Consider the following 23,891-nt stretch of genomic DNA (forward strand, 5'->3'; position numbering starts at 1 on the left):
TATGCTACAGCCCAGAATTATAGTAAGCTTATTATTGCAAGAGGATGAGCTAATTAAAACAAAAAAATTTAAAAATCCACAATATATAGGCGATCCTATAAATACAGTGAAAATTTTCAATGAAAAAAAAGTTGATGAACTGTCTATATTTGATATAGGTGCCACTAGAAATAATATTGAACCTAATTACAACCTTATTGAACAAATAGCCGCACAATCTAGGATGCCTGTTTGCTATGGAGGTGGAATAAAAAATGCAGCACAAGCACAGAAGATTTTTAATTTAGGTATTGAGAAAATTGCTTTAAGCAGTGCAATATTTCAAGTACCCAATATAATAGAAACTATTTCTGAAAAAGTAGGAGCCCAAAGTGTAGTAGCCGTTTTAGATATTAAAAAAAACTTATGGGGAGGCTATGATGTATTTATTAATAATGGAAAAACTCAAGTAAAAGACAATCTTTTATCTATATTGGCTATGCTTGAGAAGAATGGGGTAGGTGAAATTGTAATCAATCATATAGATAATGATGGTACAGGAAAAGGATATGATTTTAATCTTATTGAAAAAGTAAGTAAGCAGATCTCAAAACCTTTAACTGTTTTAGGAGGAGCAGGCTCCTTAGAAGATATAAAACAACTTTTTAAGCATTTTGGAATAATAGGTGCAGCTGCAGGGAGTCTATTTGTCTTTAAAGGAAGATATAATGCAGTTTTAATTAATTATCCAGATGCAGAAACAAAAAATACTCTTTATAATATAGATTATGCAAATTAAGAATAAAACACTTTTAATTACAGGTGGTACGGGATCTTTCGGAACCGCAGTATTGAGAAAATTTATAGAAACAGATCATTTTAAAGAAATCCGTATTTTTTCTAGAGATGAGAAAAAACAGGATGATATGAGAAATCAGTTTAAAAATAATAAATTGAAATTTTATATTGGAGATGTAAGAGATTTTAATAGTATAGAACCCGCTATGAGAGGGGTCGATTATGTTTTTCATGCTGCAGCATTAAAACAAGTGCCTTCTTGTGAGTTTTTTCCTATGCAAGCAGTAAAAACAAATGTTGAAGGAACACAGAATGTCATTGAGGCTGCCGCAAAAAACAAAGTGCAAAAAGTAATATGTTTGAGTACTGATAAAGCTGCTTATCCTATCAATGCTATGGGAATTTCTAAAGCAATGATGGAAAAAGTTGCCGTAGCAGCTTCCAGAAACTTAGAAGATACGGTTGTATGTCTTACCAGATATGGCAACGTAATGGCATCAAGAGGATCTGTGATTCCTTTATTCATAAAACAGATTAAAAACGGAGGAGAGATAACCATTACGGATCCTAATATGACCCGCTTCCTAATGTCATTAGAAGAGGCCGTTGATTTAGTTTTGTTTGCATTTGAACATGGAAATCCTGGAGATCTATTCGTGAATAAAGCTCCTGCTGGAACTATAGGAGACCTAGCACAGGCGTTGAAAGAAATGTTGAAGGCAGACAATCCTATAAAAATTATTGGAACAAGACATGGTGAAAAATTATATGAAACACTATGTACTCGTGAAGAAATGATCAAAGCAGAAGATATGGGAGATTTCTATAGAATTCCTGCAGATAATAGAGATCTCAACTATGCTCAATATTTTTCTGAGGGGATAGAAGATGTATCAAAAATTGAAGATTATCATTCTCATAACACGCAGCAACAGGATGTAGAAGGAATGAAAAATCTTCTATTAAAACTTCCCTTGATTAGAAAAGAAGTTTTAGGAGAAGATGTAATGCAATATCCTGATTAAGAATTACAATGAAAGTCCCGGAAATTTTTAAAGGAGGGCAATTTTCTGATGAAAGAGGAAGGCTTATTTTCAATAATACCTTTGATGCTTCTGAAGTTAAAAGGTTATATTATATTGAAGATATAGATACTGAATCCATAAGAGGTTGGATTGGACATAAAGTTGAACAACGCTGGCTTTCAGCAATACAAGGAAAGTTTATGATCAAATTGATATATATTGATAATTGGAAAACTCCTTATAGAAAGTCCGAAATTCTGGAATTTGAATTAAGCTCCGGAGATTTAACTATTTTACATATCCCTCAAGGGTATGTAAGCGCAATCCAAACCAAAGAAGAAAAATCAAAATTATTGGTAATGGCAGACTATTCTTTAGGTGAAATAGATGATAGCTATCGTTTCCCTATTGATTATTTTGAAAATTTATAAGATGAAAAAAATAGGAATTACAGGTCAAAATGGGTTCGTAGGATCTCATTTATATAATACATTAGGCTTAAAGCCAGATCAGTTTGAGAGAATAAATTTTGAAAGAGATTTCTTTGATGATCCTGAAAAGTTGGATGAATTTGTAAAGCAGTGTGATGTAATTGTACATCTGGCGGCAATCAATCGCCATCCTGAACCTCAGGTAATATTTGATAGTAATATTGACCTAGTAAATAGGTTAATAAGTTCGTTAGAAAGAACAGAATCAAAGGCTCATGTGCTGTTTTCATCTTCATCACAAGAAGAAAAAGATAATTTATACGGCAGATCCAAAAAAGAAGGAAGAGAGCTTTTTGCTGCATGGGCAGAAAAATCTAAAGGTCACTTTACAGGATTAGTAATTCCAAATGTTTTTGGCCCTTTTGGAAAGCCAAATTATAATTCATTCATCGCAACTTTTTGCTATAAACTTACTCATGGGGAATACCCTGTTGTTGATCATGATGGTGAGGTGAACCTGATCTATGTAGGAGAACTTGTAGAGGAAATTATCAATACAATAGAAAGCGAAACATTTGAAAAATTATATGAAGTTCCATATACTTCAACCAATAAGGTTTCAGAAGTTCTTAAAAAATTAGAAAATTATAAGAATCTCTATTTTGAAAATGGAGAAATTCCGGTATTGGAAACTACATTTGATCTAAATCTTTTTAATACCTTTCGTTGTTATTTTGATATCAAAAATCATTATCCTGTCAAGTTTACACAACATATAGATCCAAGAGGAGCATTTGTAGAAGTAATCAGATTAGGAATAGGTGGTCAGTGCTCATTTTCAACAACAGTTTCAGGAATTACAAGAGGTAATCATTATCATACAAGAAAAATAGAACGTTTTGCGGTAATAAAAGGCAAGGCCTTAATTCAATTGAGGAAAATTGATACCGATGAAGTGATGGATTTTTATTTGGATGGAACAGAACCGGCTTATGTAGATATGCCAATCTGGTATACTCACAATATTAAAAATATTGGAGAAGAGGAACTATATACTATTTTCTGGATCAATGAACCTTTCAATTCTGAAGATCCTGATACTTATTTTCTTGAGGTTTAAAAATTATTTTTGATCTACAATTTTAGGAGCCTTAAAGGATGAATTTCTGTTTTTCATAAGTTCATTTTTTAGGGCTCTGTTGCTGTCAGGATCCATATCAATGGTGTTCCTTGAAAGGTCAGCATCATCACTTACAATAACTTTTGCAGGACGTGAGCTTACAGTAACGTTTTTTTCAAACATATTATTGCTTGTGCTACCTACTAGCTGGTATAGTGTCTGAGATTTATCCTTATTGGCCGTATCTCCGTCTCCATTTACAGCAAAAAAATTGTTGTTGATTACGTTATTATAAGAATTACTAACAGATACACTTACATAATGTCTTTCAAAATAATTATTATTAATCATATTATTGGATGCCTGATCAATAACGATGCCTCTTCCTGTACTTTTTAAATTGGATAATTGGGATGTTTTATCAGCACTCAGATAACCTGCAAGATTATTTTCAATCATATTATTATTGATGAAATTAGCAAATGATCTTCCCGTAATATAAATTCCAATAGAATTATATCTCATTTCACTTTTAGTAAGATATACACTTGTAGACTCTTTGTCAAGTAAAACACCAATGCCATTATTACGGATAAAACAATTCGTTATAAAAGTATAGTATGCAGATAGAATTTCAATTCCATTATTAGCAAAGCCCTCTATTTGAATATCCTCAACTCTGGTTCTTAATCCATAGATTTTTATACCTGTACTTTTGGTGCTGTTCGTATACTGAGGTTTGGGATCAAAAACATTTTTATCATCGCAATTAGGACCTAGTAATGTCAGGCTTTTAATATAGTTATATCCATCTATTATGTGCTCATCACCGTTTCTTTCCAAAATGATAGCTTCAGAATTGGGGTTCTTAACTTTTATGATTGTACTATTTACAAACTCACCTGTTATACTAATAAATTTATTGAGGATTATAGGTTTTGAAATAATGTAGGTGCCAGACGGAATAAAAAGATTTACATGTCTCTTTTGTTTTCCATATTTCATGTTGATATCGTTTACTGCTTTAGTAAAGGCATTCGTATCATCAGATACACCATCACCTTTTGCCCCATAATTTTTAATATCTATATTTTGGGCGAATGAAAAAACAAATACTGTTAGGAAACACAATGTTAAATAACTTTTCATACTTTATCGTTAATGAGTTTAAATATAAAAAATTATCTTTGTAATGGCAAAAAAAATGCAATGAAGAGATTAAAAGTAATGACTGTCGTAGGAACACGACCAGAGATTATCCGATTATCAAGAGTGTTATCTGCTTTAGATAGTTCTGAAGCTATTGAGCATATCATCGTTCACACAGGACAAAATTATGATTATGAACTTAATCAGATTTTCTTTGAAGATTTAGGTCTTCGTAAACCAGACTATTTTCTTGAAGCAGCAGGAAAAACTGCTACAGAAACAGTAGGAAATATTTTAATTAAAATAGATCCTCTCCTCGAAGAATTAAAACCAGAAGCTTTTCTTGTCTTAGGAGATACAAATTCTTGTTTATGTGCAATTCCTGCAAAAAAACGTCAGATTCCGATTTTTCACATGGAAGCCGGAAACAGATGTTTTGATCAAAGAGTTCCAGAAGAAACTAATAGAAAAATTGTAGACCACACTTCGGATATTAATTTAACGTATTCTGATATTGCAAGAGAATATTTACTAAGAGAAGGCCTTCCTGCAGATAGAATTGTTAAAACAGGTTCTCCAATGTTTGAAGTGCTAAATCATTATTTACCACAAATAGAACGTTCTGATGTTTTATCAAGATTAAATCTGGAAGAAAATAAATATTTTGTGATCTCATCTCACCGCGAAGAAAACATTAATTCTGAAAAAAACTTTAAAGGATTAATGGAGTCTTTAAATGCTATCGCAGAAAAATATCAATATCCAATAATTGTCTCTACGCATCCACGTACCAAAAATATGATTGATAAGATGCAGATTGAAATGCGTCCTGAAATACAATTTTTGAAACCTTTAGGATTTCATGATTATAACGCTCTTCAGATGCGCTCATTTGCAGTACTCTCAGATTCTGGCACAATTTCTGAAGAATCTTCAATCTTAAACTTCAGAGCTCTTAATATTAGAGAAGCTCATGAAAGACCGGAAGCGATGGAAGAAGCCTCAGTAATGATGGTTGGATTATCCCCTGAAAGAATTTTACAAGGGCTTGTTCAGCTACAACAACAGAAAACAGGAAGTGAAAGAAACTATAGACAAGTTGCTGATTATTCAATGCCGAATGTTTCCGAAAAAGTAGTTAGGATTATTATCAGCTATACAGATTATATTAACAGAGTTGTCTGGAGAAAAGGATAGAATGAATATACTGTTTCTTACCTTAGTTAAAATAAATACCTTGCAGGAGCGGGGTATTTATCATGATTTGATGCGTGAATTTTCAGATCATAATCATCACGTTTATATTGTAAGTCCTATTGAAAGACGTGAAAATCAAAAAACGGATGTGAAGAAAGAAGGAAATGTAACCTTTTTAAATGTAAAAACTTTAAATATTCAAAAAACAAATTTTATTGAAAAAGGTATTTCGACATTGACCATAGAAAAATTGTTTTTACATGCAGTTAAGAAATATTTTTCAAAAGTAAAATTTGATCTGGTTGTTTACTCTACTCCTCCTATTACATTCACAGGAGTTATTAAATACATCAAAAAAAGAGATCGCGCTAAAACATATTTACTTCTCAAAGACATTTTTCCGCAAAATGCTGTAGATATGAAAATGCTATCAAAAAAAGGGATTTTATACAATTATTTCAGAACTAAGGAAAAAGACTTATATAATATTTCTGATAAAATTGGCTGTATGTCTGAAGCTAATGTAAAGTTTGTTTTAGATCATAATACTTATTTATCTAAAGAAAAATTAGAAATTAATCCGAATTCTATAAAACTACAATCGTCAGTGGATATTTCGGAGGAAGATAAAAAGAGAATTAGAGAAAAATACCAAATCCCAGATCAAAAAAAGATTTTTATATATGGTGGTAATTTAGGAAAACCTCAAGGAGTAGATTTTCTTATAGAAACATTACAGGCAAAGTCCGATGATAGCAATATCTTTTTCGTTATTGCTGGGTCCGGAACAGAATACGATAAATTGAAAAATTGGTTTGATAACTTTAAACCTAAAAATGCTTTATTGTTTTCAGCCATTCCTAAAGCAGATTATGACCTTTTAGTTCAATCTTGTGATATAGGGCTTATTTTTTTACACAAAGATTTTACTATTCCTAATTATCCTTCGAGATTGCTTTCTTATTTAGAATTTAAATGCCGGTATTGGCAGCTACAGATTTAAATACAGATATCGGTGATGATATTGTAAGAAATAACTGTGGTATGGCAGTCTATTCGGATGATCTGAAAGCAATGATTAATGCTATTGATAGCTTTAGGGATATGGACGATGTTCAATTTGAAACATTCAGACAAAATAGTCTTGAATTTTTAAAAAAAGAATTCCAAGTTAATCAGTCTTATTCTAGAATAATTAATGCTTAATAATGTATTGTATAAGGAAATGTGCTTTTCTACCATATTTTTCCATATATAATTCAGCAATAAGATTCAATAGAAATTTTTAATTTTGAATACAATAAATTTTATGAAGAATGAAATAAGATCATTCAAATGTATATTTTTTAACATATCTAAATTTTAAAGAAAGATGTATAAAACTTTTATAAAGAGATTTTTAGATATTATCATTGCGCTTACAGTTATCATTTTTCTATTCCCTCTATTTTTGATAATTTATATTTTGGTTAAAATAGATAGCCCTGGCAAGTTTTTTTTCTTTCAGGAAAGATTAGGATATCAGGGAAAAGTTTTCAAAATATACAAAGTGCGTACAATGTATGATAAGGAAAGGGTTGCAGATCGAGAAATATTGAAAGGAGATGCAGATGTTACAAAAATAGGAGAATATCTGAGACGTTTCAAAATAGATGAATTGCCACAAATTATTAATGTTTTTAAAGGTGATATGACATTAGTAGGACCTAGACCGTGTTTACCTAGGCAATTAGCAGAATTTAATGAAGATGGAAGAAAACGTATTGAAGTAGTACCTGGACTCACAGGATTATCTCAGGTAAATGGTAATATTCATTTATCATGGGAAGAAAGATGGAAATATGATAGAGAGTATGTAGAAAAACAAAGCTTTTTATTAGATACGAAAATCATATTTAAAACCTTTTTAATACTTCTTAATGGAGAAGATAAGTATATAAAACGTCCAAATGTATAAAATTTTAGTAATAGGAGCGGTGAACTCTACCGCACGGATTATTCATAAATTAGTTGAACATAACTTAGATGTTGTGGGGGTTTTGGGACATGAACCCAAAAATAAAGAGAAAGTTTCTGGATGGGCAGACCTCTCATCATTATCATCAAAATTTAATATCAATTATAAAGGTTTTACAAAAATTAATGATGAAGAAAATCTGGCTTGGGCTTCTGAACTAGCTCCGGATATTATTTTTGCTGTAGGCTTTTCACAACTATTATCTGAGAAATGGTTTGCTATTTCAAAATTAGGATGTATAGGTTTTCATCCCACCGTACTCCCATTTGGAAGGGGAAGGGCACCTATGGCTTGGATTACATTAGAACAAACTTCTGGTTCAGCTTCATTTTTCTTGATGGGAAAAGGGGCTGATGATGGACCAATTTTTGCTCAATCAGTATTTAAAGTAGAAGAAAATGATGATGCTCAAAGTGTAGAAGCAAAAATATTAAACCATATCGATATTGCATTAGACCAATGGCTGCCAGAATTGAAGGAAGAATTATGGAATCCTATACCTCAATCTGAATATCTGGCATCTTATTATGGGGTAAGAAAAGAAGAGGACGGCTTAATCAATTGGAATGATAATGCAGATTACATCAATCGACTAATTAAAGCTGCATCCAGCCCACACCCAGGTGCCTATACTTATTGTAAAGATGAAAAAATAACTATCTGGACATCTAGAAGAGAAAAAGAAATTCAGTTCAAGGGAGTGATTGGCAGGGTTTTATTAAAGGATGAAAACGGAAAGCTTCTCATTCAAACAGGAAACGGCCTCCTATGGATTGAAGACTATACATTTGAAGAAGGAATAGATATTACTATTAATGTAGGAGATAAATTGGGGTATAATATTGAAGATGAAATTTATAAAATAAAAAACATTTTAAAAAATAAAAGATGAACAGAGTAGTTGTAGTAGCACCACATCCTGATGATGAAATAATTGGATGTGGAGCAACCATTGCAAAGCATATCAAATCTGGAGATGAAGTAACAATAATTGTTGCAACCAATGCCTCAGAAGGTGCTCCTGAACTTTTCCCTATGTCACAAGTTGAAAATGTTCGGGCAGAAGCTGTTGCTGCACATCAGTTTTTAGGAGTAAAGGAAACCGTTTTTCTTGATTTCCCTGCACCTGCGCTTAATGCATTCCCTGAATTTAAAATTTCTTTGGAAATCGCTAAAGTATTTCAGAGAATTAAACCTACTCATTTATATCTTCCTCATCCTGGAGATATTCATCAAGATCATAAAGCAATTTATCGAGCGTCTTTAGTGGCTGCAAGACCACAAGGATCCGATAAAATTTCAAATATTTATTGCTATGAGACACTCTCAGAAACGGAATGGACTCCAATGCAGGAAAAGCCTTTTGTACCTAATCATTTCATAGATGTAACTGATGTTTTCTCTAAAAAAGCAGAAGCTATGAAGTTTTTTACTTCACAAATCAAGCATTTTCCACATTCTCGTTCAGTAGAGACTTTTGAGGCTCTGGCAATGTACAGAGGATCTACAGTAGGAGTTGAAAGAGCAGAAGCGTTTTCTGTTGAAAGACAGTTGGTTCTATAAAATGATCGTCATGAAATAGCACGAGCTGAATAGCTGTGTTGAAATAATATAACATTCTATAAATTTATTTTTGTAGCAAGGTAATACCTGGTAAAAAATTATATAACGATGAATTTTCAACATCAATAGTGATGGAAATATTTACACAAAAAAGCAAATGAATAATATACTTATAAGTTCTGCTGGTCAAAGAGTATCTTTGGTTCGAGCATTCCAAAAAGAACTTAAAAAAATAGACCCAAGTGCAAAGGTCTTTACAGTAGATCTAAACCCTGTTCTGGCTCCTGCTTGTCATGTTTCAGATGGATTTGACAAAATTGACCGGGTTACAGCTTCTGGTTATATTTCTGAATTATTGGAAATCTGTAAGAAAAGAAATATTAAGATGATTGTTCCTACTATTGATACTGAACTTTTAGTATTGGCGGAAAATAAAGATCTTTTTCTTCAGAATGGAATTATTCCTGTAGTTTCATCATTGGATTTTGTGAAAAAGTGTAGAGATAAACGAATTATTAATGAGTTTTTTGTGGAAAATAATATTGATATTCCTAAAAAAATGGATAAAGATAATTTAACCTTTCCATTATTTATAAAACCTTATGATGGCTCGTTGAGTGCTGATACGTTTTTAATAAGACAGGCTTCTGATCTTACGGATTATCACTTTCAGAATCCTAAACTGATGTTTATGGAATACATGGATCATGAGATTTATGAGGAATTTACAGTTGATACTTATTACAATACAAATGGAGATCTTAAATGTGTTGTACCTCGTAAACGTATTTTTGTAAGAGCCGGTGAAGTCAATAAAGGGGTTACCAAGAAAAATGAGATTGTAGGCTATGTAAATAAAAATCTTTCTCATATAGATGGTGCTGTAGGATGCTTAACTATGCAGTTTTTTTTACATCCGGAAGAGAAAAGAATTGTAGGGATTGAAATTAATCCGCGATTCGGTGGTGGATATCCGTTAAGTTATCTTGCTGGAGCCAATTATCCTGAATGGCTGATTAAAGAATATATTTTGAATAATGATATTCCTTATTTTAATGATTGGGAAGAGAACTTATTAATGTTGCGCTACGATGATGAAGTTTTAGTTAGAAATTATGAAGGGTAAATACATTATATTTGATCTTGATGATACATTAATGTATGAGATTGATTATCTTGAGTCTGCATATTATGAAATAGCCAATTTACTTGATCTCAATAACAAAGAGAATTTATATCAAGATATGATGAGCTGGTATCATGAAAATAAAGACGTTTTTGGAATGTTGGAGGAGAAATATTCCCACGACAAAATAAAACTATTAGATATTTATCGCAATCATTTTCCTATGATTAAAATGGGAGATGATGTGCGAGAAGTTTTAGATTATATTAGCCAAAATACCTATAAATTAGGACTAATTTCAGATGGAAGATCAGTTACTCAAAGAAATAAATTGAAAGCTTTGGATATAGAAGGTCTCTTTGATAAAATTATCATTTCTGAAGAATTCGGAAGTATGAAACCAGATCATAAAAACTTTGAAATTTTTATGGATGATAAAAATTATCAATATTTTTATATTGGTGATAATACTAAAAAAGATTTTGTTACTCCAAACAAATTAGGCTGGATTACCATTGCATTGAAAGATGCAGGCAGAAATATCCATAAGCAGGACTTTGATTGGTCAGCAGAACATAAGCCTCAATTTATTGTAAATAATTTAAAAGAAATAATAAATTATATAAACTAATATTAATCTTAGTTTTAATTAAATAAAGCATACAATGTCACAAAAAATATGGTTATCCTCTCCACATATGGGAGGCAATGAATTAAAATATATCAACGAAGCATTCGAAGAAAATTGGGTGGCACCCCTTGGACCAAATGTTAATGGGTTTGAAAGCGACCTTGAACAGTTTTTAGGTGAAAATTCGAAAATAGCAGTCCTTTCTGCAGGAACAGCAGCTCTTCATTTGGCACTTATTGAATGTGGTGTACAACATGGAGATGATGTGATTTGTCAATCGATGACATTTTCCGCCTCAGCTAATCCTATTGCATATTGTGGAGCAACTCCTGTTTTTATAGACAGCGAATCTGATACATGGAATATGTGTCCAAGTGCATTGAAAGATGCAATTGAAGATAGAATTCAAAAAGGTAAAAAACCTAAAGCAATTATTGTTGTTCATTTATATGGAATGCCCGCAAAAATGGATGAAATTATTGCTATTGCAGAGAAATATCAGATCCCTATTATTGAAGATGCCGCAGAAGCCTTGGGATCTACTTATAAAGGAAAAGCTTGTGGAACATTCGGGCGTTTTGGAATTCTAAGTTTTAATGGGAATAAAATTATTACAACTTCAGGAGGAGGAGCTTTAGTTTGCCATAGTCAGGAAGATAAAGATAAAGCTGTTTTTCTATCCACTCAGGCTAGAGATAACGCTCCTCACTATCAGCATTCTCATATCGGATTCAATTATAGAATGAGTAATATTGTTGCAGGTATTGGGCGTGGACAGATGGAAGTTCTTAAAGATAGAGTACAGTCACGCAGAGATATGCATGAATTTTATGTTGAAATTTTTAAGGACATTCAAGGAGTAACTGTATTTTCAGAACCTGGAGATGACTTCTATTCTAATCATTGGCTGTCTGCAGTGATCATTGATCCTGAAACAGGAAAAGATAGAGAAAGTTTACGGTTAGCATTCCTTGAAGATAATATTGAATCCAGACCACTTTGGAAACCAATGCATTTACAACCTGTCTTTGAAAATGCACCATATTATGGGACAAATATTTCTGAAAAACTATTTGATAATGGATTGTGCTTACCATCAGGATCTAACTTATCAGATGAAGATCGAGACAGAATATCAAAAGTGATCAGAGCATACTTTGGATCTTAATTTTTTGATATAAATGAATAAGTATAAATATTGGAAAATAGTATTTGACTTTATCCTTGCGGTAATTCTAACTGTTTTTCTGATTCCATTACTATTCATTTTATTTATCATTGCAAGTTTAGATACATCTTCTAATGGTCTTTTTTTTCAAAAGAGGATTGGACAGTATGGAAAGAGTTTTACCATTTTTAAATTTAAAACCATTCATGGTAAAAATAGAAATTGTTCGAAATTAGGGCGGATTCTTAGAAAGTTTAAATTAGATGAGCTCCCCCAGCTTTTTAATATTCTAAAAGGGGAAATGAGCTTTGTAGGCCCAAGACCTGATATTGAAGGTTATTATGACCGACTTGAAGGAACAGATCGAAAAGTATTAGAGCTAAAACCTGGTCTAACGTGTGAAGCGAGTATTGTATATCGCAATGAAGAAAAAATACTAAAAAAACAGGAAGACCCTTTGAAATACAATGATGAAATATTATTTCCACATAAAGTAAAGATGAATCTTGAATATTTAGAACATTTATCCTTTAAAAATGACATTAAGATTTTACTTAATACATTATTAATTATTTTAAAATAAACAATATAGAATTTCTCCATAGTTATGAAAATTAAAGAAACCCCACTTAAAGACTGTTACATTATTGAACCTACCGTTTTCGAGGACGAAAGAGGGTATTTTTTTGAAAAGTTCAACGAAAAAAAATTCGAAGAGCTTACAGGAATGAATGGCCACTTTGTTCAGGATAACATCTCCAAATCTTCTTATGGCGTGTTGAGAGGAATTCATCTTCAGAAAGGTGAACATGCACAAGCCAAATTAGTTTCATGCCTGGAAGGAAGTGTGTGGGATGTAGCAGTAGATCTTAGAGAAGACTCTCCAACCTTTGGACAATGGTTTGGAGTTGAACTTTCAGCCGAAAACAAACTACAACTTTATGTACCAAGAGGTTTCGGTCATGGTTTCTCCGTATTAAGTACACATGCTGTCTTCTCTTATAAATGTGATAACTTTTACAATAAAGAATCAGAAGGAAGCGTAAGATTTAACGACTCAGATCTTAATATAGATTGGAAAGTAGATGAAAAAGACGCGGTTCTTTCAGAAAAAGACCAGAATGCACCTGATTTTAAAGAAAAAAACTTTTAAAGTATAGTATTGAAAACCACTTTTTTAAAGTGGTTTTTATTTTTGTAATCATTACTCTTTTAATATTTTGTATCTTTGCAGACTCAAAATCAAAAAGATGCGTACAAAATCTGTAGGGAAGAAGAAAATCAATGTAGTTACACTTGGATGTTCCAAAAATGTATATGACTCTGAAGTATTAATGAGCCAGCTAAAAGCCAATGGCAAAGAAGTGGTTCATGAAGATCGTGGAGATATTGTTGTTATTAATACCTGTGGATTTATTGATAATGCTAAAGAAGAATCTATCAATACTATTTTAGATTATGTTGAAGCAAAAAATAGAGGCGAAGTAGAAAAAGTATTCGTTACAGGTTGTCTTTCCGAAAGATATAAGCCAGATTTGGTTAGAGAAATTCCAGATGTAGACCAGTATTTTGGGACAAGAGACCTTCCTATACTATTAAAGCATCTTGGCGCAGACTACAAGCACGAATTGGTAGGGGAAAGGTTAACAACCACTCCAAAGCATTATGCATACCTTAAAATTTCAGAAGGATGTGACAGACCATGTTCTTTTTGTGCCATTCCTTTGATGAGAGGAGGTCACGTTTCGACTCCTATTGAAAAATTAGTTTCCGAAGCTCAGAAATTAGCAAAAAAAGGAACGAAAGAATTAATTCTTATTGCTCAGGATCTTACTTATTATGGATTAGATATTTATAAGAAGCGTGCATTAGGAGAGCTACTAAAAGAATTAGTAAAAGTAGAAGGAGTAGAGTGGATTCGTCTTCACTACGCTTTCCCAAGCGGATTCCCTGAAGACGTTTTGGATATTATCCGTGAAGAACCTAAAATTTGTAATTATATAGATATTCCTCTTCAACATATCAACTCAGACTTGTTGAAATCGATGAAAAGAGGGACTACCCATGAGAAAACTGATGCTCTTTTAGGGAAATTCAGAGAAAAAGTTCCAGACATGGCGATCAGAACAACACTGATTGTTGGCTATCCGGGAGAAACAGAGGAAAGATTCCAGGAGCTTAAAGATTGGGTTAAAGAACAAAAATTTGACAGATTAGGTTGTTTTACCTATTCTCATGAAGAAAATACCGGCGCTTATGTATTGGAAGATGATATTCCACAAGAAGTAAAAGAAGCCAGAGTAGAAGAAATCATGGAATTACAGTCTCAGATCTCTTGGGAAAAGAACCAGGAAAAAATAGGAAAAGTGTTTAAATGTGTATTCGATCGTAAGGAAGGTAATTATTTTATCGGAAGAACGGAATACGATTCTCCGGATGTAGATAATACTGTTTTAGTATCTGCCGAAGATACCTATATTTCCATCGGAGAATTCGCTGATGTGAAGATTACTTCAGCAGAAGAATTTGACCTTTATGGGGATTTGGTATAGAAATATAAAATACTATTAATCAGTGAGAAAAGTTTTGCTTTTTTCTCGGTGAAAATTGAAATATTAAAGAGAATTAACAAATTAAAGATTATGTTAAATAATGTATTTGTTTGGTTTTCAATAGATTGTAATTTTGAATATTAAGATTTTTTAATTTTCTTTTATAAAGTATGCAAATTAAAAAATTATGTCTTAAATTTGCGCCATAAGCAATGTTTTTAAATCATATGCTATCAATAAGTTATTTATTAAAATTGGGCTGAAAATTCAAAAAATATGTTTTTTTTATTTATATTAGCCATAAGATAATAATCGCAAGTTGAGATACATTTTCCCTTTGGAAATATTGATGAAAAATAATGTAATTAAAATCTTTAAAAACTTATGAAAAAATTTTTATTAACAGCGACAATGCTCGTTGCCTTTACGGCACTTTCCAAGGCTCAGCAAGGGCGAGTGGGGATTAACACAACCACACCTGCCACGACTCTAGATGTAGTAGCCAGTACGGATGCTACTTGACCTGATGCCTTATTAGTCCCTCGTTTATCAAGAGCTGATTTAGAAGCTAGAACTGCAGCTTATGCTAATGGTAATGCTACTGCAGCAAGTGCTCAGAATGGAGCTCTTGTATTTGTAAATGCATTAGGTGGTACAGGAACTGGTAAAACAGTAAATGTTACTGCTACTGGATTCTACTACTATGATGGTACAAACGGTAATAACGTTTGGAAAGCTCTAGGTGGTGGTGGGGCAGTATCTCTTCCAACTTGGAGAAGTGATGCTTCTGCAAATGTAGCTATATTAGAATCTGATGCTAACAATTTTGTAAGATTAACAGGAGGTAACGTTACTACTGCTGTTACTCTTCCTGCTCCAACTCCTACAATGATAGGAAAGGTATTTACAGTTCTTGAAGTAACTGGTGCTTCTGCTCCTGCTATTCAAACTGCTGGAGGTACTTATAAAGGAAATAACGTACCTAACGTGAATCCTTTGGAGGGTATCAATTCGTAACAGATGGTACAGACTGGTTCAATACAGGTTCTAACTAATTTAAAAACATCAAAATGAAAAATACATTTTTATTAATCCCTTATGTTGTTGCTGCTTTATTTGGAACAAAAGTTTCAGCACAGGTAAAAGGTAATCAAACCCTTGGAAATTCATCTATTAACTTAAGTACTGCTTTTTTTGATGCTTCAAGTTCAACCTTATGGAACGGTGCAAGTCCAGCAGCAACGAATGTTGGTAAAGGATTTTTATTCCCTAGAGCCGATCTTAGAAGTTTAGTTTTAACAAATAGCGGTAGTTTCCTTGCTTCAAACAACCCGAACAGATTTGACGGTATCATTGTTTATAATACAGCTTCAGGTACTACTCCTGCTACAGGTTCAGGTATCGGAAACCAAACAGTAGCTCCAGGATTCTATTATTTCTCTAACCCTGGATCTCCAACAACTGTTGCTACAGGGCAGTGGTTGCCATTGGGTGGTACTCCACCTAAGGTAAATGTCCTTACAACAGAAACTGTTACCAATACTTTAGTGAATAGCGCTCAGGTATATGCTATAAAAGGTCAATTTACTGCTAGCGGTGCATCTACAGGAGTAAGTATTCCTGCTCCAGCAGGTATTACAGCTATGTATGGTATTACAATCTATAAAGCAGGTACAAATACAGTATATGATAGAAGTTTGTATTCTTATGATACAACTTCAGGTAGTGCTGTTACAGGTTCTCCTAGTATGTCTGTAGTATACCCAAATGGTACATATGATTATGTATTAGAATACTTGAAAAATTAAAAGAATTTTATTTAATTACATATTAAGACCAATGAGTTCACTCATTGGTCTTTTGTTTTTATTGAAAGAAAGAACCTGATGTTTGTTTGTTTGTTTGTTTGTTTGTTTGTTTGTTTGTTTGTTTGTTTGTTTTCTTCTTATTTATATCAATAAAAATTATTGTTATAACAATTTAAATCCTTTTTAAAACCCTTTATTAGATCAATGCAGCTATACTTTAGATTAGGGCTGCTCTTTGATATTCTAGGCCATAAGAATTGATGAATAATAGATAAGAATTATTGTCATTTTCTAATAGAAAAGCTTTTTAATCTGATTCTTAAGCCTTATTTTTGAAGAACAATTAGAAAGAGAAGATGCTCCTTTATATTAATTAAAGATAAAAATTGGAAATATTTGAGATGATAATGGATTCAATATTACATTTGAAGTTAACATCACTGTTAAAATAATTGGAGAAGATGTGGTTTTATAGCGTTAGAGCTATTCTATAAGGTAGTTTGCTCTAATGAGCATCTTAACATTTTTAGCTTTTTATAATCCAGATTTATACTTATAATTAATATTTTATTATTTTTTAACATATTGATTAATAGTATTTTACAGCATTAGGTTTTTGAAATTATGCATGAATTAGTTAATTAAATTAACATTTAGTGTATTTTTTTAACACTTTTTAACAGTGTTATTTAAAATGCCTATCCATAGGGGCTTACAAGGTTGATTAACATATATTTTGGTTTTTGTTAACTGTTTTTAACATTTGGAATAGGGAGATCAAAAGATTCCTGATACATTTGCCCAGTCAAAACCAATAAAAGTTCAAAATGATGAAAAGATTCATTCTCGTAATCATAATGATGATTTCAACCTTAGGTGTTTACTCATTTACAAGTAATGCCTTAGATGCGAAAAAAACAAGTTATGCATCGTACTACCACGATAAATTTAACGGTAGAAAAACTGCTAGCGGAGAAATCTTTGATAACTCAAAGTTTACTGCAGCAAACAGAACGCTTCCATTTGGAACAAACGTTAAGGTAACAAACCTTAAGAATGGGAAAGAGGTAATAGTGAGGATTAATGATAGAGGACCTTTCCATTCATCAAGATCTTTAGACATGTCTAAAGCTGCGTTCGATGAGATCGGAGATATCAACCATGGTACAATTCCGGTCGAATATGAAATTGTCGATTAGTTTATGATTTAAATTAAAAAAAGCCAGCTGATTTCAGCTGGCTTTTGTGTTGATAGACATATAATATATTTATATGTCTAATTCCAATAGGGCAGGACAGTGATCTGAATGAACTGCCTCTTTTAAAATAACAGCTCGGGTAAGCTTATCCTTTAAGCTATAAGAGGTGAAGTTGTAATCTAATCTCCATCCTTTATTTCTCTCCCTTGAATTTTGTCTGTAACTCCACCATGTATAATTATCGGGTTCATTGTTGAAGAACCTGAAACTGTCAATGAGTTCACATTCATTAATGAAACTGGTCATCCATTCTCTCTCCATAGGAAGAAACCCTGAAACATTCTTTAAGCCAACAGGATTATGAATATCGATAGCTTCGTGGCAAATATTGAAATCACCGGATATAATCAGGTTAGGAATCTCTTTCTTTAAATTCCTGATATATTCAAGGAAATCATGACAAAACTGCATTTTGAAATCAAGCCTTTCAATATTTGAAGCAGAAGGTACATAGACTGAAATAACAGAAAATCCATCAAAATCAGCACGGATAATTCTTCCTTCATTATCATAACTTTCAATACCGCAACCATACTCTATATGATTGGGTTTTATTTTGGACGCAATTCCGACCCCACTATAGCCTTTTCTTACGGCCGAATGCCAATAACTGTGGTATCCTAATTTTTCAAGACTCTCGATGTCTATCTGATCGTTTCCGGCTTTACTCTCCTGAATACAGATCACATCCGGATCAGCAATCTTAAGCCAGCCCAGAAAATCTTTGGTAAATGCGGCTCTTATTCCATTAACGTTATAGGTAATTAATCTCATAAGTTTTCTATAAATGTTTTAAAATTCTCGTTGTATTTTGATGGGATAAATTCAATGATGTCATAATCTGCTATCTGATAAATATGAAAAGGATCTTCTTTAATTATTTTTTCGATTTCATTTTTAGATGATGCTCTACAGATGATAATTCCTCCGGTTCTCGGTTCTTTTCTTCCCGAAGTAATAAAAAATCCAGAATCATAATATTTTTGAAGAAAGGAATTATGCTCCGGAATATGGTGCTCTATATTTTCAATAGCTACTTTATACGTAAGCGAAATAATGAACATGTTTTTATTTTCTACGAAGATATGAACTCTTAGACTATATATAAAAAGAGGCGGGAAAAATCAATCGATTTTTCCCGCCTTAGACCCAAAATTAAATAAACTATGAAAAAACTACTTGGGTTCTAAAATACTGATAGGAATAATACATTCTTCCAGTGAGATTCCACCGTGTTGGTAAGTTTCTTTATAGTAATTTACAAAATGATTGTAATTCTTAGGATAAGCAAGGAATATATTATTTTTAGCAAAAATATACTTCGAGCTTAAGTTTCCTTTGGGAAGGAAAAGTTTTTCAGGATTGGTAATTGCCCAAACATCACTATCGTCATAGGTTAAACTTTTACCTGTTTTATATCGGATATTGGTAGAGGTTTCTCTGTCTCCTACTACTTTACTTGGTTTTTTAACGTAAACAGTTCCGTGATCTGTTGTAATCACTAATTTGTATCCACTTTCAGCTGCGGCTTTAATAATCTTCAGTAATGAAGAGTTTTCAAACCAGTTAAGGGTTAGAGAACGGAAAGTCTTATCATCACGAATAAGCTGATCAACAATGTGGTTGTCAGTTTTAGCATGGGAAAGAATATCAATGAAGTTGTAAACAATCACCAATAGATCGTTGTTTTTATGCTGATTGAAGTCATCGTAGATCTTTCTTTCAAAATCTGCGTTCAATACTTTCAGGTACTTCATAGATTTTGAACCAAGACCAATTCTTTTCATCTGATCCTCCAGAAAGTCACGCTCGAATTCATTTTTGTTTCCTTCTTCATTATCATTAAACCATTTATCAGGGAAACGTTTCTCAATCTCAGATGGCATTAACCCTGCAAAGAAAGAGTTTCTCGCATATTGTGTAGCGGTTGGAAGAATACTGTAATAATAATCTTCCGAAATTTTATTGTAATATTTGGTGAATAATGGTTCAACCACTTTCCACTGGTCATAGCGGAGGTTGTCAACCATTAATAAAAGTACTTTCTCTTTTTCTACCTCAGGTTTTACCTTTTCTTTGAAAAGAGTGTGGCTCATCAGAGGTTTATCAGAGTCAATAAGCCAGTCGGCATAATTTTTTTCAATAAACTTAGCAAACTGAATGTTGGCTTCCTCTTTCTGAGATTGTAGAAGATCTGCAAATTCATTATCTGCTACTTTATCGAACTTGATTTCCCAACTCAGAATCTTTTTATAATATTCTGCCCAATCCTGATACGTTCTCAAATAAGAAAGTTCCATAGAGAGGTTTCTGAATTCCTGTTGGTATTGTAAAATCGTTTTTGTTCTACAAGGTTATCTTGCTGAAGATTCTTCTTCAATGAAAGCAATATCTGATTGGGATTTACAGGTTTTAGGATATAATCTGCAATTTGAGAACCGATGGCCTCTTCCATGATGTGCTCCTCTTCACTTTTGGTTACCATAACTATTTTTAAAGAATTATCTTTTTCCTTAATCATAGGAATAGCTTCCAACCCGGAAATACCAGGCATATTTTCATCAATGAGCGTTAGGGCAAATTTCTCCGAATCCATAAGTTCCAAAGCCTCATTCACATTGTTAACAGGGGTTACCTGATAACCTTTCTTTTCTAAAAATACGATATGAGGTTTAAGTAAATCTATTTCATCATCGATCCATAATATCTTTTCTGACATAATTTATTTTTTACATGGTTATTGTATCAAAATGTTGACCAATTCCTTTTAAAATCTCACAAAATAGGAAGTTTAAAAGTTAAATATTAGTTAAATGGAAATACCCAGAGATATTCCCAGTTTCTACGAATTTCAATTCTTATTTTTTATATACAGCAAAGCTCTTTCCAAAACTTCATCCTTTCCGCTTTTTATTCCTTCTACCGTTGGTTTCACCAGAATATCCGGAATAATTCCAATTCTTTGCGTCTCTCTGCCATCAGGATAATAAGCTCCAAGGCCGGTAAAGCAAGTGTCTAAGTCTGCCAGTTTAAACCTGATAATATCTCCGTTGGCTCCTGAAGTATTGCTGCCGATCACTTTGGCTTTTGGATGTTGCTTGAACATCATGGTTGTAGTCTCTGCCTGGCTTTGAGTATTTTCGTCTACCAAAATGATTACATTTCCTTTATAATAATCGGGATTCCTTTGACCAATATTGTTCTTTCTGCTATAAAATTTTCCAGGATAGTTAGTTTCAGGGAAATTAAAGAGGTAATAAGGGGTTGATTGAGGTAGTAACAATTCACTTAAAGGTATTATAGTCAGTTTTGGATAATTTCTACTATCGAAAATGATTGATTCTGTTGATTTCAGATTTCTGTACATTTCATTCACCTCATCTTTGGTAAGAATTCCCATGTTAACATAACCGATTTTCTTTTCAGGATCCATAAACTTCCATTTTTCAGGTGCCGGATTTTTTTTGATAAGAATATCTTTAATGAGGTATGTTTTGGCGACTACTTCCATATTTTGTCCGTTTCTTTCCAATTTAACCGTAACAGAATCACGGTTGCTGAAAAGAAGTTTACTTTTTATCTTATTTACTTTGCCCCAGGAATTAGATGCAGGTACATATTTTCCAAGGGTATTTATCATTTGAGGGATTGTTTTTCCATTCACATCATATATAACATCACCGATATTGAAAGGTGTTTCTTCGTGAAACTTGTTTTGATTAATTTTTGTGATCACTAATTTTCCTTCGGCATAAGAATATTCTATCGGAAGTCTTTTATCACCATACTGGGTAAGGCTTATGAGTGATGAAGAAAGAAAAGCATGTGAATCGTCCGTTTTTGTTACCAATTCAGCCAAAGTCAGTTGATAATCCTTATTGTTGTTGATGCTTGCAAATTTGGGAATCATTTCTGTCAACACATCATTCCAATTTTGATCTGTTTCATACTTATAAGGAAAAAAATATTCTACATAATTCCAGTATCTGAATAGCTCTAATACACTGATCAGTTTGGAAGTAAATTTTGACCCATAGGAATTTTCATTTCTGAAAAATATTTTTCGGCCTCCTTTTCCTATATAATGATTGCTGCCAAGATTACGGTTGTTTTCAATATAGCGAAGCTTTTGAGATGTTGCTTCCGTGAATATATCGGAATTATCCATCCAGCTTAGATCAAAATTTTTAAGAAAATAAGTTTTATTATTTTCGGGTAAGCATTCCGTGCATTCATCAATTTTTCCAAGACTTGTAATCCAATTAGAATAGAATTCGTTCAATGCAGCCTTGTCATTGATCTTTTCAAGTTCATTTATTTTTTGAAAAAGCTGTTGATCCCAATTCAGATTGCCTTTTGCTACATTGGGATGATAATATTTTAAAAATCCCCAAACCCTGCAGAGGGATTCAAGTTTTTGATTTTCGGGTAAAATCTGTGCGGAAAAATGGAGACTTAAAAGCAAAAAAATGAAAAGAGAATATTTTCTCATCAAAAGATTGAGTTTTTCTCAAAGATAAATGATTAATGCAAGAACAGCAAAGGTTTTTTTGATGAATTATTTGAGTGGGAAGCGGGGAGCTGGAAGAAGGAAGTTACTGGAGGTTATTAATACTAAAGTCAGTGTATATTAAGTATTCAGAAGATCAATGATTCGTCTTTGCTTATCACACTCAATAACTTCCAGCCTCCCTCTTCCAGCTTCCAGTCTCCTTAATACTAATTTAATCATCCCTCAAAATTAAAATCCCTAACTTTGTTTATTCATATAGAAGTTCCGATGCAGAATAAGCTAAAAATTATCAATGATCCTGTTCATGGATTTATCAAAATACCTCACGAAATTTTATTTGATATTGTTGAACATCCTTACTTTCAAAGACTGAGGAGGATTGGACAGACCGGCCTGTTGAATCTGATCTTTCCAGGTGCAACTCACACAAGATTTCATCATGCCTTGGGAGCGATGCATTTGATGTTTACAGCGTTGGAGACATTGAAACAGAAAGGCGTTAAGATTTCTGAAGAAGAAGAAAAAGGAGCGATGCTGGCTATTTTAATGCATGATATTGGACACGGGCCATTCTCTCATGCTCTAGAGAATATGCTAATGGACGATTGGCATCACGAAAAACTTTCTTTACTTCTGATGAATAAGCTGAATGAAGAATTTGATGGTCAATTATCCATGGCCATTGAAATGTTTCAAGGAAAATATCACAGAAAATTTTTTAATCAATTGATTTCGTCTCAACTGGATGTAGATAGATTGGATTATCTGAAAAGAGATAGCTTTTTTACAGGAGTATCAGAAGGAAATATTAATACACAGAGAATTATTTCCATGATGAATGTATGTGAAGAAGGAGAGTTGGTTATTGATGCAAAAGGAATTTATTCTATAGAAAATTTTTTAACAGCCAGAATGTTCATGTACTGGCAGGTATATTATCATAAAACGTCTGCTCTGGCAGAATTTCTATTGGTGAAGATTCTTGAAAGAGCAAAATATTTGATCTCTCAGGGGATTGAACTTCCGGCGACAGAGAATCTGAAGTATTTTTTATACCGTGGAAAGAGCACTGCAACCGATGAAGATATAGAAAGATTTACTCAATTGGATGACAACGATGTGATCCAGGCGATGAAAGAGTGGCAAAATTCTGACGATTTTGTTTTATCCTATTGGTGTAAAAGTGTTATTGAGAGAAATCTTCCAAAGACTATTATTTCATCCCACCCTTTTGATGAAAAAGTTATTGAAGAAAAAATAAAAATTACCAATGAATTTTTTGGAATTGATAACGGAAAAGAATTGGTTCATGAGATAAAAAGGAAACTTTTACCTTATGATACCGAAAAGCAACCGATTTATTTATTACAGAAAAACGGGAAAAGAATGAAGCTTCATGAGTCAGAAGATCAGCTTTTATCAGGTTTAATGGTGAATAAAACCACACGCTATATCCTTATGTTTCCAAGAGATATCTCTCGTTTGGAATCTTAAATAATATTAAAATTTACGATCTCAAATCAAAAAATGTTTGCAAATTATAGAATTTCTTATC

General features: G+C 32.6%; 24 protein-coding genes and 1 pseudogene. 20 read left to right on the forward strand and 5 right to left on the reverse strand.

From position 1 onward, the window contains the following. Position 1: 1 nt before the first annotated feature. From QWZ06_RS05110 to QWZ06_RS05125, 4 genes are read left to right on the forward strand one after another with little or no spacing between them, the layout of a single operon-like run. Entirely contained in the window at positions 2 to 778 is a 777-nt protein-coding gene (locus QWZ06_RS05110; RefSeq protein WP_290296164.1) for an AglZ/HisF2 family acetamidino modification protein, read from the forward strand. Beyond that, positions 768 to 1,802, forward strand: a complete 1,035-nt coding sequence (locus QWZ06_RS05115; RefSeq protein ID WP_290296166.1) for a polysaccharide biosynthesis protein — start codon at positions 768 to 770, stop codon at positions 1,800 to 1,802. The genes QWZ06_RS05110 and QWZ06_RS05115 overlap by 11 nt, the downstream gene beginning before the upstream one ends. Before the next feature lie 8 nt (positions 1,803 to 1,810). Further along, positions 1,811 to 2,233, forward strand: coding sequence for a WxcM-like domain-containing protein (locus tag QWZ06_RS05120; protein ID WP_290296168.1), 423 nt, complete (start codon positions 1,811 to 1,813; stop codon positions 2,231 to 2,233). A gap of 1 nt (position 2,234) precedes the next feature. Then, positions 2,235 to 3,353, forward strand: a complete 1,119-nt coding sequence (locus QWZ06_RS05125; protein ID WP_290296170.1) for a polysaccharide biosynthesis C-terminal domain-containing protein — start codon at positions 2,235 to 2,237, stop codon at positions 3,351 to 3,353. Positions 3,354 to 3,356: 3 nt separating this feature from the next. Here the strand turns inward: QWZ06_RS05125 and QWZ06_RS05130 are convergent, their stop codons facing one another. After that, positions 3,357 to 4,502 (reverse strand): glycosyl hydrolase family 28-related protein, encoded by a 1,146-nt coding sequence (locus QWZ06_RS05130; protein WP_290296172.1) that lies wholly within the window; start codon positions 4,500 to 4,502, stop codon positions 3,357 to 3,359. A gap of 60 nt (positions 4,503 to 4,562) precedes the next feature. On the opposite strand from QWZ06_RS05130, the gene wecB reads away from it, so the two are divergent. The 15 genes from wecB (at position 4,563) to QWZ06_RS05205 (ending at position 17,763) form a co-directional block, all read left to right on the forward strand. Next, complete coding sequence (gene wecB, locus QWZ06_RS05135) at positions 4,563 to 5,699, forward strand: non-hydrolyzing UDP-N-acetylglucosamine 2-epimerase (protein ID WP_290296173.1); 1,137 nt, start codon at positions 4,563 to 4,565, stop codon at positions 5,697 to 5,699. Position 5,700: 1 nt separating this feature from the next. Continuing rightward, positions 5,701 to 6,702: a glycosyltransferase family 4 protein gene (locus QWZ06_RS05140; RefSeq protein ID WP_290296175.1), complete on the forward strand. Its 1,002-nt coding sequence runs from the start codon at positions 5,701 to 5,703 to the stop codon at positions 6,700 to 6,702. Further along, positions 6,684 to 6,905, forward strand: coding sequence for a hypothetical protein (locus QWZ06_RS05145; RefSeq protein WP_290296177.1), 222 nt, complete (start codon positions 6,684 to 6,686; stop codon positions 6,903 to 6,905). The genes QWZ06_RS05140 and QWZ06_RS05145 overlap by 19 nt, the downstream gene beginning before the upstream one ends. Positions 6,906 to 7,071: 166 nt before the next feature. Continuing rightward, entirely contained in the window at positions 7,072 to 7,656 is a 585-nt protein-coding gene (locus QWZ06_RS05150) for a sugar transferase (protein WP_290296179.1), read from the forward strand. After that, positions 7,649 to 8,608 carry a formyltransferase family protein gene (locus tag QWZ06_RS05155; RefSeq protein ID WP_290296180.1) on the forward strand — a complete coding sequence of 320 codons (960 nt, stop codon included), beginning with the start codon at positions 7,649 to 7,651 and terminating at the stop codon, positions 8,606 to 8,608. The genes QWZ06_RS05150 and QWZ06_RS05155 overlap by 8 nt, the downstream gene beginning before the upstream one ends. Further along, positions 8,605 to 9,279, forward strand: a complete 675-nt coding sequence (locus QWZ06_RS05160; RefSeq protein ID WP_290296183.1) for a PIG-L deacetylase family protein — start codon at positions 8,605 to 8,607, stop codon at positions 9,277 to 9,279. Before QWZ06_RS05155 ends, QWZ06_RS05160 begins: the two co-directional genes overlap by 4 nt. Positions 9,280 to 9,436: 157 nt before the next feature. Continuing rightward, positions 9,437 to 10,405: an ATP-grasp domain-containing protein gene (locus tag QWZ06_RS05165; RefSeq protein WP_290296184.1), complete on the forward strand. Its 969-nt coding sequence runs from the start codon at positions 9,437 to 9,439 to the stop codon at positions 10,403 to 10,405. After that, on the forward strand, positions 10,395 to 11,036 hold the full coding sequence (locus tag QWZ06_RS05170; RefSeq protein WP_290296186.1) for an HAD family hydrolase: 642 nt from the start codon (positions 10,395 to 10,397) through the stop codon (positions 11,034 to 11,036). Before QWZ06_RS05165 ends, QWZ06_RS05170 begins: the two co-directional genes overlap by 11 nt. A 34-nt stretch (positions 11,037 to 11,070) precedes the next feature. Further along, positions 11,071 to 12,204 (forward strand): aminotransferase class I/II-fold pyridoxal phosphate-dependent enzyme, encoded by a 1,134-nt coding sequence (locus QWZ06_RS05175; protein WP_290296188.1) that lies wholly within the window; start codon positions 11,071 to 11,073, stop codon positions 12,202 to 12,204. Positions 12,205 to 12,217: 13 nt separating this feature from the next. Continuing rightward, on the forward strand, positions 12,218 to 12,787 hold the full coding sequence (locus QWZ06_RS05180; protein WP_290296189.1) for a sugar transferase: 570 nt from the start codon (positions 12,218 to 12,220) through the stop codon (positions 12,785 to 12,787). 24 nt (positions 12,788 to 12,811) lie between these two features. After that, positions 12,812 to 13,357, forward strand: a complete 546-nt coding sequence (rfbC, locus tag QWZ06_RS05185) for a dTDP-4-dehydrorhamnose 3,5-epimerase (protein WP_290296190.1) — start codon at positions 12,812 to 12,814, stop codon at positions 13,355 to 13,357. A 97-nt stretch (positions 13,358 to 13,454) separates the two neighbouring features. Then, positions 13,455 to 14,756, forward strand: a complete 1,302-nt coding sequence (rimO, locus tag QWZ06_RS05190; protein ID WP_290296192.1) for a 30S ribosomal protein S12 methylthiotransferase RimO — start codon at positions 13,455 to 13,457, stop codon at positions 14,754 to 14,756. An 888-nt stretch (positions 14,757 to 15,644) separates the two neighbouring features. Further along, positions 15,645 to 15,773 carry a hypothetical protein gene (locus QWZ06_RS05195; protein WP_290296194.1) on the forward strand — a complete coding sequence of 43 codons (129 nt, stop codon included), beginning with the start codon at positions 15,645 to 15,647 and terminating at the stop codon, positions 15,771 to 15,773. A 53-nt stretch (positions 15,774 to 15,826) separates the two neighbouring features. After that, a complete protein-coding gene (locus QWZ06_RS05200; RefSeq protein ID WP_290296195.1) occupies positions 15,827 to 16,564 on the forward strand; it encodes a hypothetical protein in 738 nt (245 codons plus the stop codon). Positions 16,565 to 17,391: 827 nt separating this feature from the next. Then, positions 17,392 to 17,763 (forward strand): septal ring lytic transglycosylase RlpA family protein, encoded by a 372-nt coding sequence (locus tag QWZ06_RS05205; protein ID WP_103293848.1) that lies wholly within the window; start codon positions 17,392 to 17,394, stop codon positions 17,761 to 17,763. A 69-nt stretch (positions 17,764 to 17,832) separates the two neighbouring features. Here QWZ06_RS05205 and QWZ06_RS05210 read toward each other — a convergent pair whose 3' ends face one another. The 4 genes and pseudogenes from QWZ06_RS05210 to QWZ06_RS05225 form a co-directional block, all read right to left on the reverse strand. Next, positions 17,833 to 18,597: an exodeoxyribonuclease III gene (locus QWZ06_RS05210; protein WP_290296199.1), complete on the reverse strand. Its 765-nt coding sequence runs from the start codon at positions 18,595 to 18,597 to the stop codon at positions 17,833 to 17,835. Continuing rightward, the gene (locus QWZ06_RS05215; protein ID WP_290296201.1) at positions 18,594 to 18,887 is read right to left on the reverse strand and encodes a YciI family protein; all 294 of its coding nucleotides are present in this window, start codon (positions 18,885 to 18,887) and stop codon (positions 18,594 to 18,596) included. Before QWZ06_RS05215 ends, QWZ06_RS05210 begins: the two co-directional genes overlap by 4 nt. 111 nt (positions 18,888 to 18,998) lie before the next feature. Continuing rightward, positions 18,999 to 20,542: pseudogene (gene porX, locus QWZ06_RS05220) on the reverse strand (T9SS response regulator signal transducer PorX). A gap of 132 nt (positions 20,543 to 20,674) precedes the next feature. After that, the gene (locus tag QWZ06_RS05225; RefSeq protein ID WP_290296203.1) at positions 20,675 to 22,315 is read right to left on the reverse strand and encodes a S41 family peptidase; all 1,641 of its coding nucleotides are present in this window, start codon (positions 22,313 to 22,315) and stop codon (positions 20,675 to 20,677) included. Between the two features lie 288 nt (positions 22,316 to 22,603). Between QWZ06_RS05225 and QWZ06_RS05230 the strand changes: the two genes are divergently transcribed. Next, positions 22,604 to 23,830, forward strand: coding sequence for an HD domain-containing protein (locus QWZ06_RS05230; RefSeq protein WP_290301300.1), 1,227 nt, complete (start codon positions 22,604 to 22,606; stop codon positions 23,828 to 23,830). Positions 23,831 to 23,891 lie beyond the last annotated feature (61 nt).

This window comes from Chryseobacterium tructae (genome assembly GCF_030409875.1).
Lineage (GTDB): Bacteria > Bacteroidota > Bacteroidia > Flavobacteriales > Weeksellaceae > Chryseobacterium > Chryseobacterium tructae.

Excerpts from the sequence above, each read along its gene's own strand:
- QWZ06_RS05175 (WP_290296188.1), top strand. The coding sequence starts at position 11,071 with ATGTCACAAAAAATATGGTTATCCTCTCCACATATGGGAGGCAATGAA.
- QWZ06_RS05200 (WP_290296195.1), top strand. The coding sequence starts at position 15,827 with ATGAAAAATACATTTTTATTAATCCCTTATGTTGTTGCTGCTTTATTT.
- QWZ06_RS05210 (WP_290296199.1), bottom strand. The coding sequence starts at position 18,597 with ATGAGATTAATTACCTATAACGTTAATGGAATAAGAGCCGCATTTACC.
- QWZ06_RS05110 (WP_290296164.1), top strand. The coding sequence starts at position 2 with ATGCTACAGCCCAGAATTATAGTAAGCTTATTATTGCAAGAGGATGAG.
- QWZ06_RS05150 (WP_290296179.1), top strand. The coding sequence starts at position 7,072 with ATGTATAAAACTTTTATAAAGAGATTTTTAGATATTATCATTGCGCTT.
- QWZ06_RS05160 (WP_290296183.1), top strand. The coding sequence starts at position 8,605 with ATGAACAGAGTAGTTGTAGTAGCACCACATCCTGATGATGAAATAATT.
- QWZ06_RS05225 (WP_290296203.1), bottom strand. The coding sequence starts at position 22,315 with ATGAGAAAATATTCTCTTTTCATTTTTTTGCTTTTAAGTCTCCATTTT.
- QWZ06_RS05155 (WP_290296180.1), top strand. The coding sequence starts at position 7,649 with ATGTATAAAATTTTAGTAATAGGAGCGGTGAACTCTACCGCACGGATT.
- QWZ06_RS05170 (WP_290296186.1), top strand. The coding sequence starts at position 10,395 with ATGAAGGGTAAATACATTATATTTGATCTTGATGATACATTAATGTAT.
- QWZ06_RS05180 (WP_290296189.1), top strand. The coding sequence starts at position 12,218 with ATGAATAAGTATAAATATTGGAAAATAGTATTTGACTTTATCCTTGCG.
- rimO (WP_290296192.1), top strand. The coding sequence starts at position 13,455 with ATGCGTACAAAATCTGTAGGGAAGAAGAAAATCAATGTAGTTACACTT.
- QWZ06_RS05130 (WP_290296172.1), bottom strand. The coding sequence starts at position 4,502 with ATGAAAAGTTATTTAACATTGTGTTTCCTAACAGTATTTGTTTTTTCA.
- QWZ06_RS05125 (WP_290296170.1), top strand. The coding sequence starts at position 2,235 with ATGAAAAAAATAGGAATTACAGGTCAAAATGGGTTCGTAGGATCTCAT.
- QWZ06_RS05195 (WP_290296194.1), top strand. The coding sequence starts at position 15,645 with ATGATAGGAAAGGTATTTACAGTTCTTGAAGTAACTGGTGCTTCTGCT.
- QWZ06_RS05205 (WP_103293848.1), top strand. The coding sequence starts at position 17,392 with ATGATGAAAAGATTCATTCTCGTAATCATAATGATGATTTCAACCTTA.
- QWZ06_RS05165 (WP_290296184.1), top strand. The coding sequence starts at position 9,437 with ATGAATAATATACTTATAAGTTCTGCTGGTCAAAGAGTATCTTTGGTT.
- rfbC (WP_290296190.1), top strand. The coding sequence starts at position 12,812 with ATGAAAATTAAAGAAACCCCACTTAAAGACTGTTACATTATTGAACCT.
- QWZ06_RS05230 (WP_290301300.1), top strand. The coding sequence starts at position 22,604 with ATGCAGAATAAGCTAAAAATTATCAATGATCCTGTTCATGGATTTATC.
- QWZ06_RS05120 (WP_290296168.1), top strand. The coding sequence starts at position 1,811 with ATGAAAGTCCCGGAAATTTTTAAAGGAGGGCAATTTTCTGATGAAAGA.
- QWZ06_RS05115 (WP_290296166.1), top strand. The coding sequence starts at position 768 with ATGCAAATTAAGAATAAAACACTTTTAATTACAGGTGGTACGGGATCT.
- QWZ06_RS05140 (WP_290296175.1), top strand. The coding sequence starts at position 5,701 with ATGAATATACTGTTTCTTACCTTAGTTAAAATAAATACCTTGCAGGAG.
- wecB (WP_290296173.1), top strand. The coding sequence starts at position 4,563 with ATGAAGAGATTAAAAGTAATGACTGTCGTAGGAACACGACCAGAGATT.
- QWZ06_RS05215 (WP_290296201.1), bottom strand. The coding sequence starts at position 18,887 with ATGTTCATTATTTCGCTTACGTATAAAGTAGCTATTGAAAATATAGAG.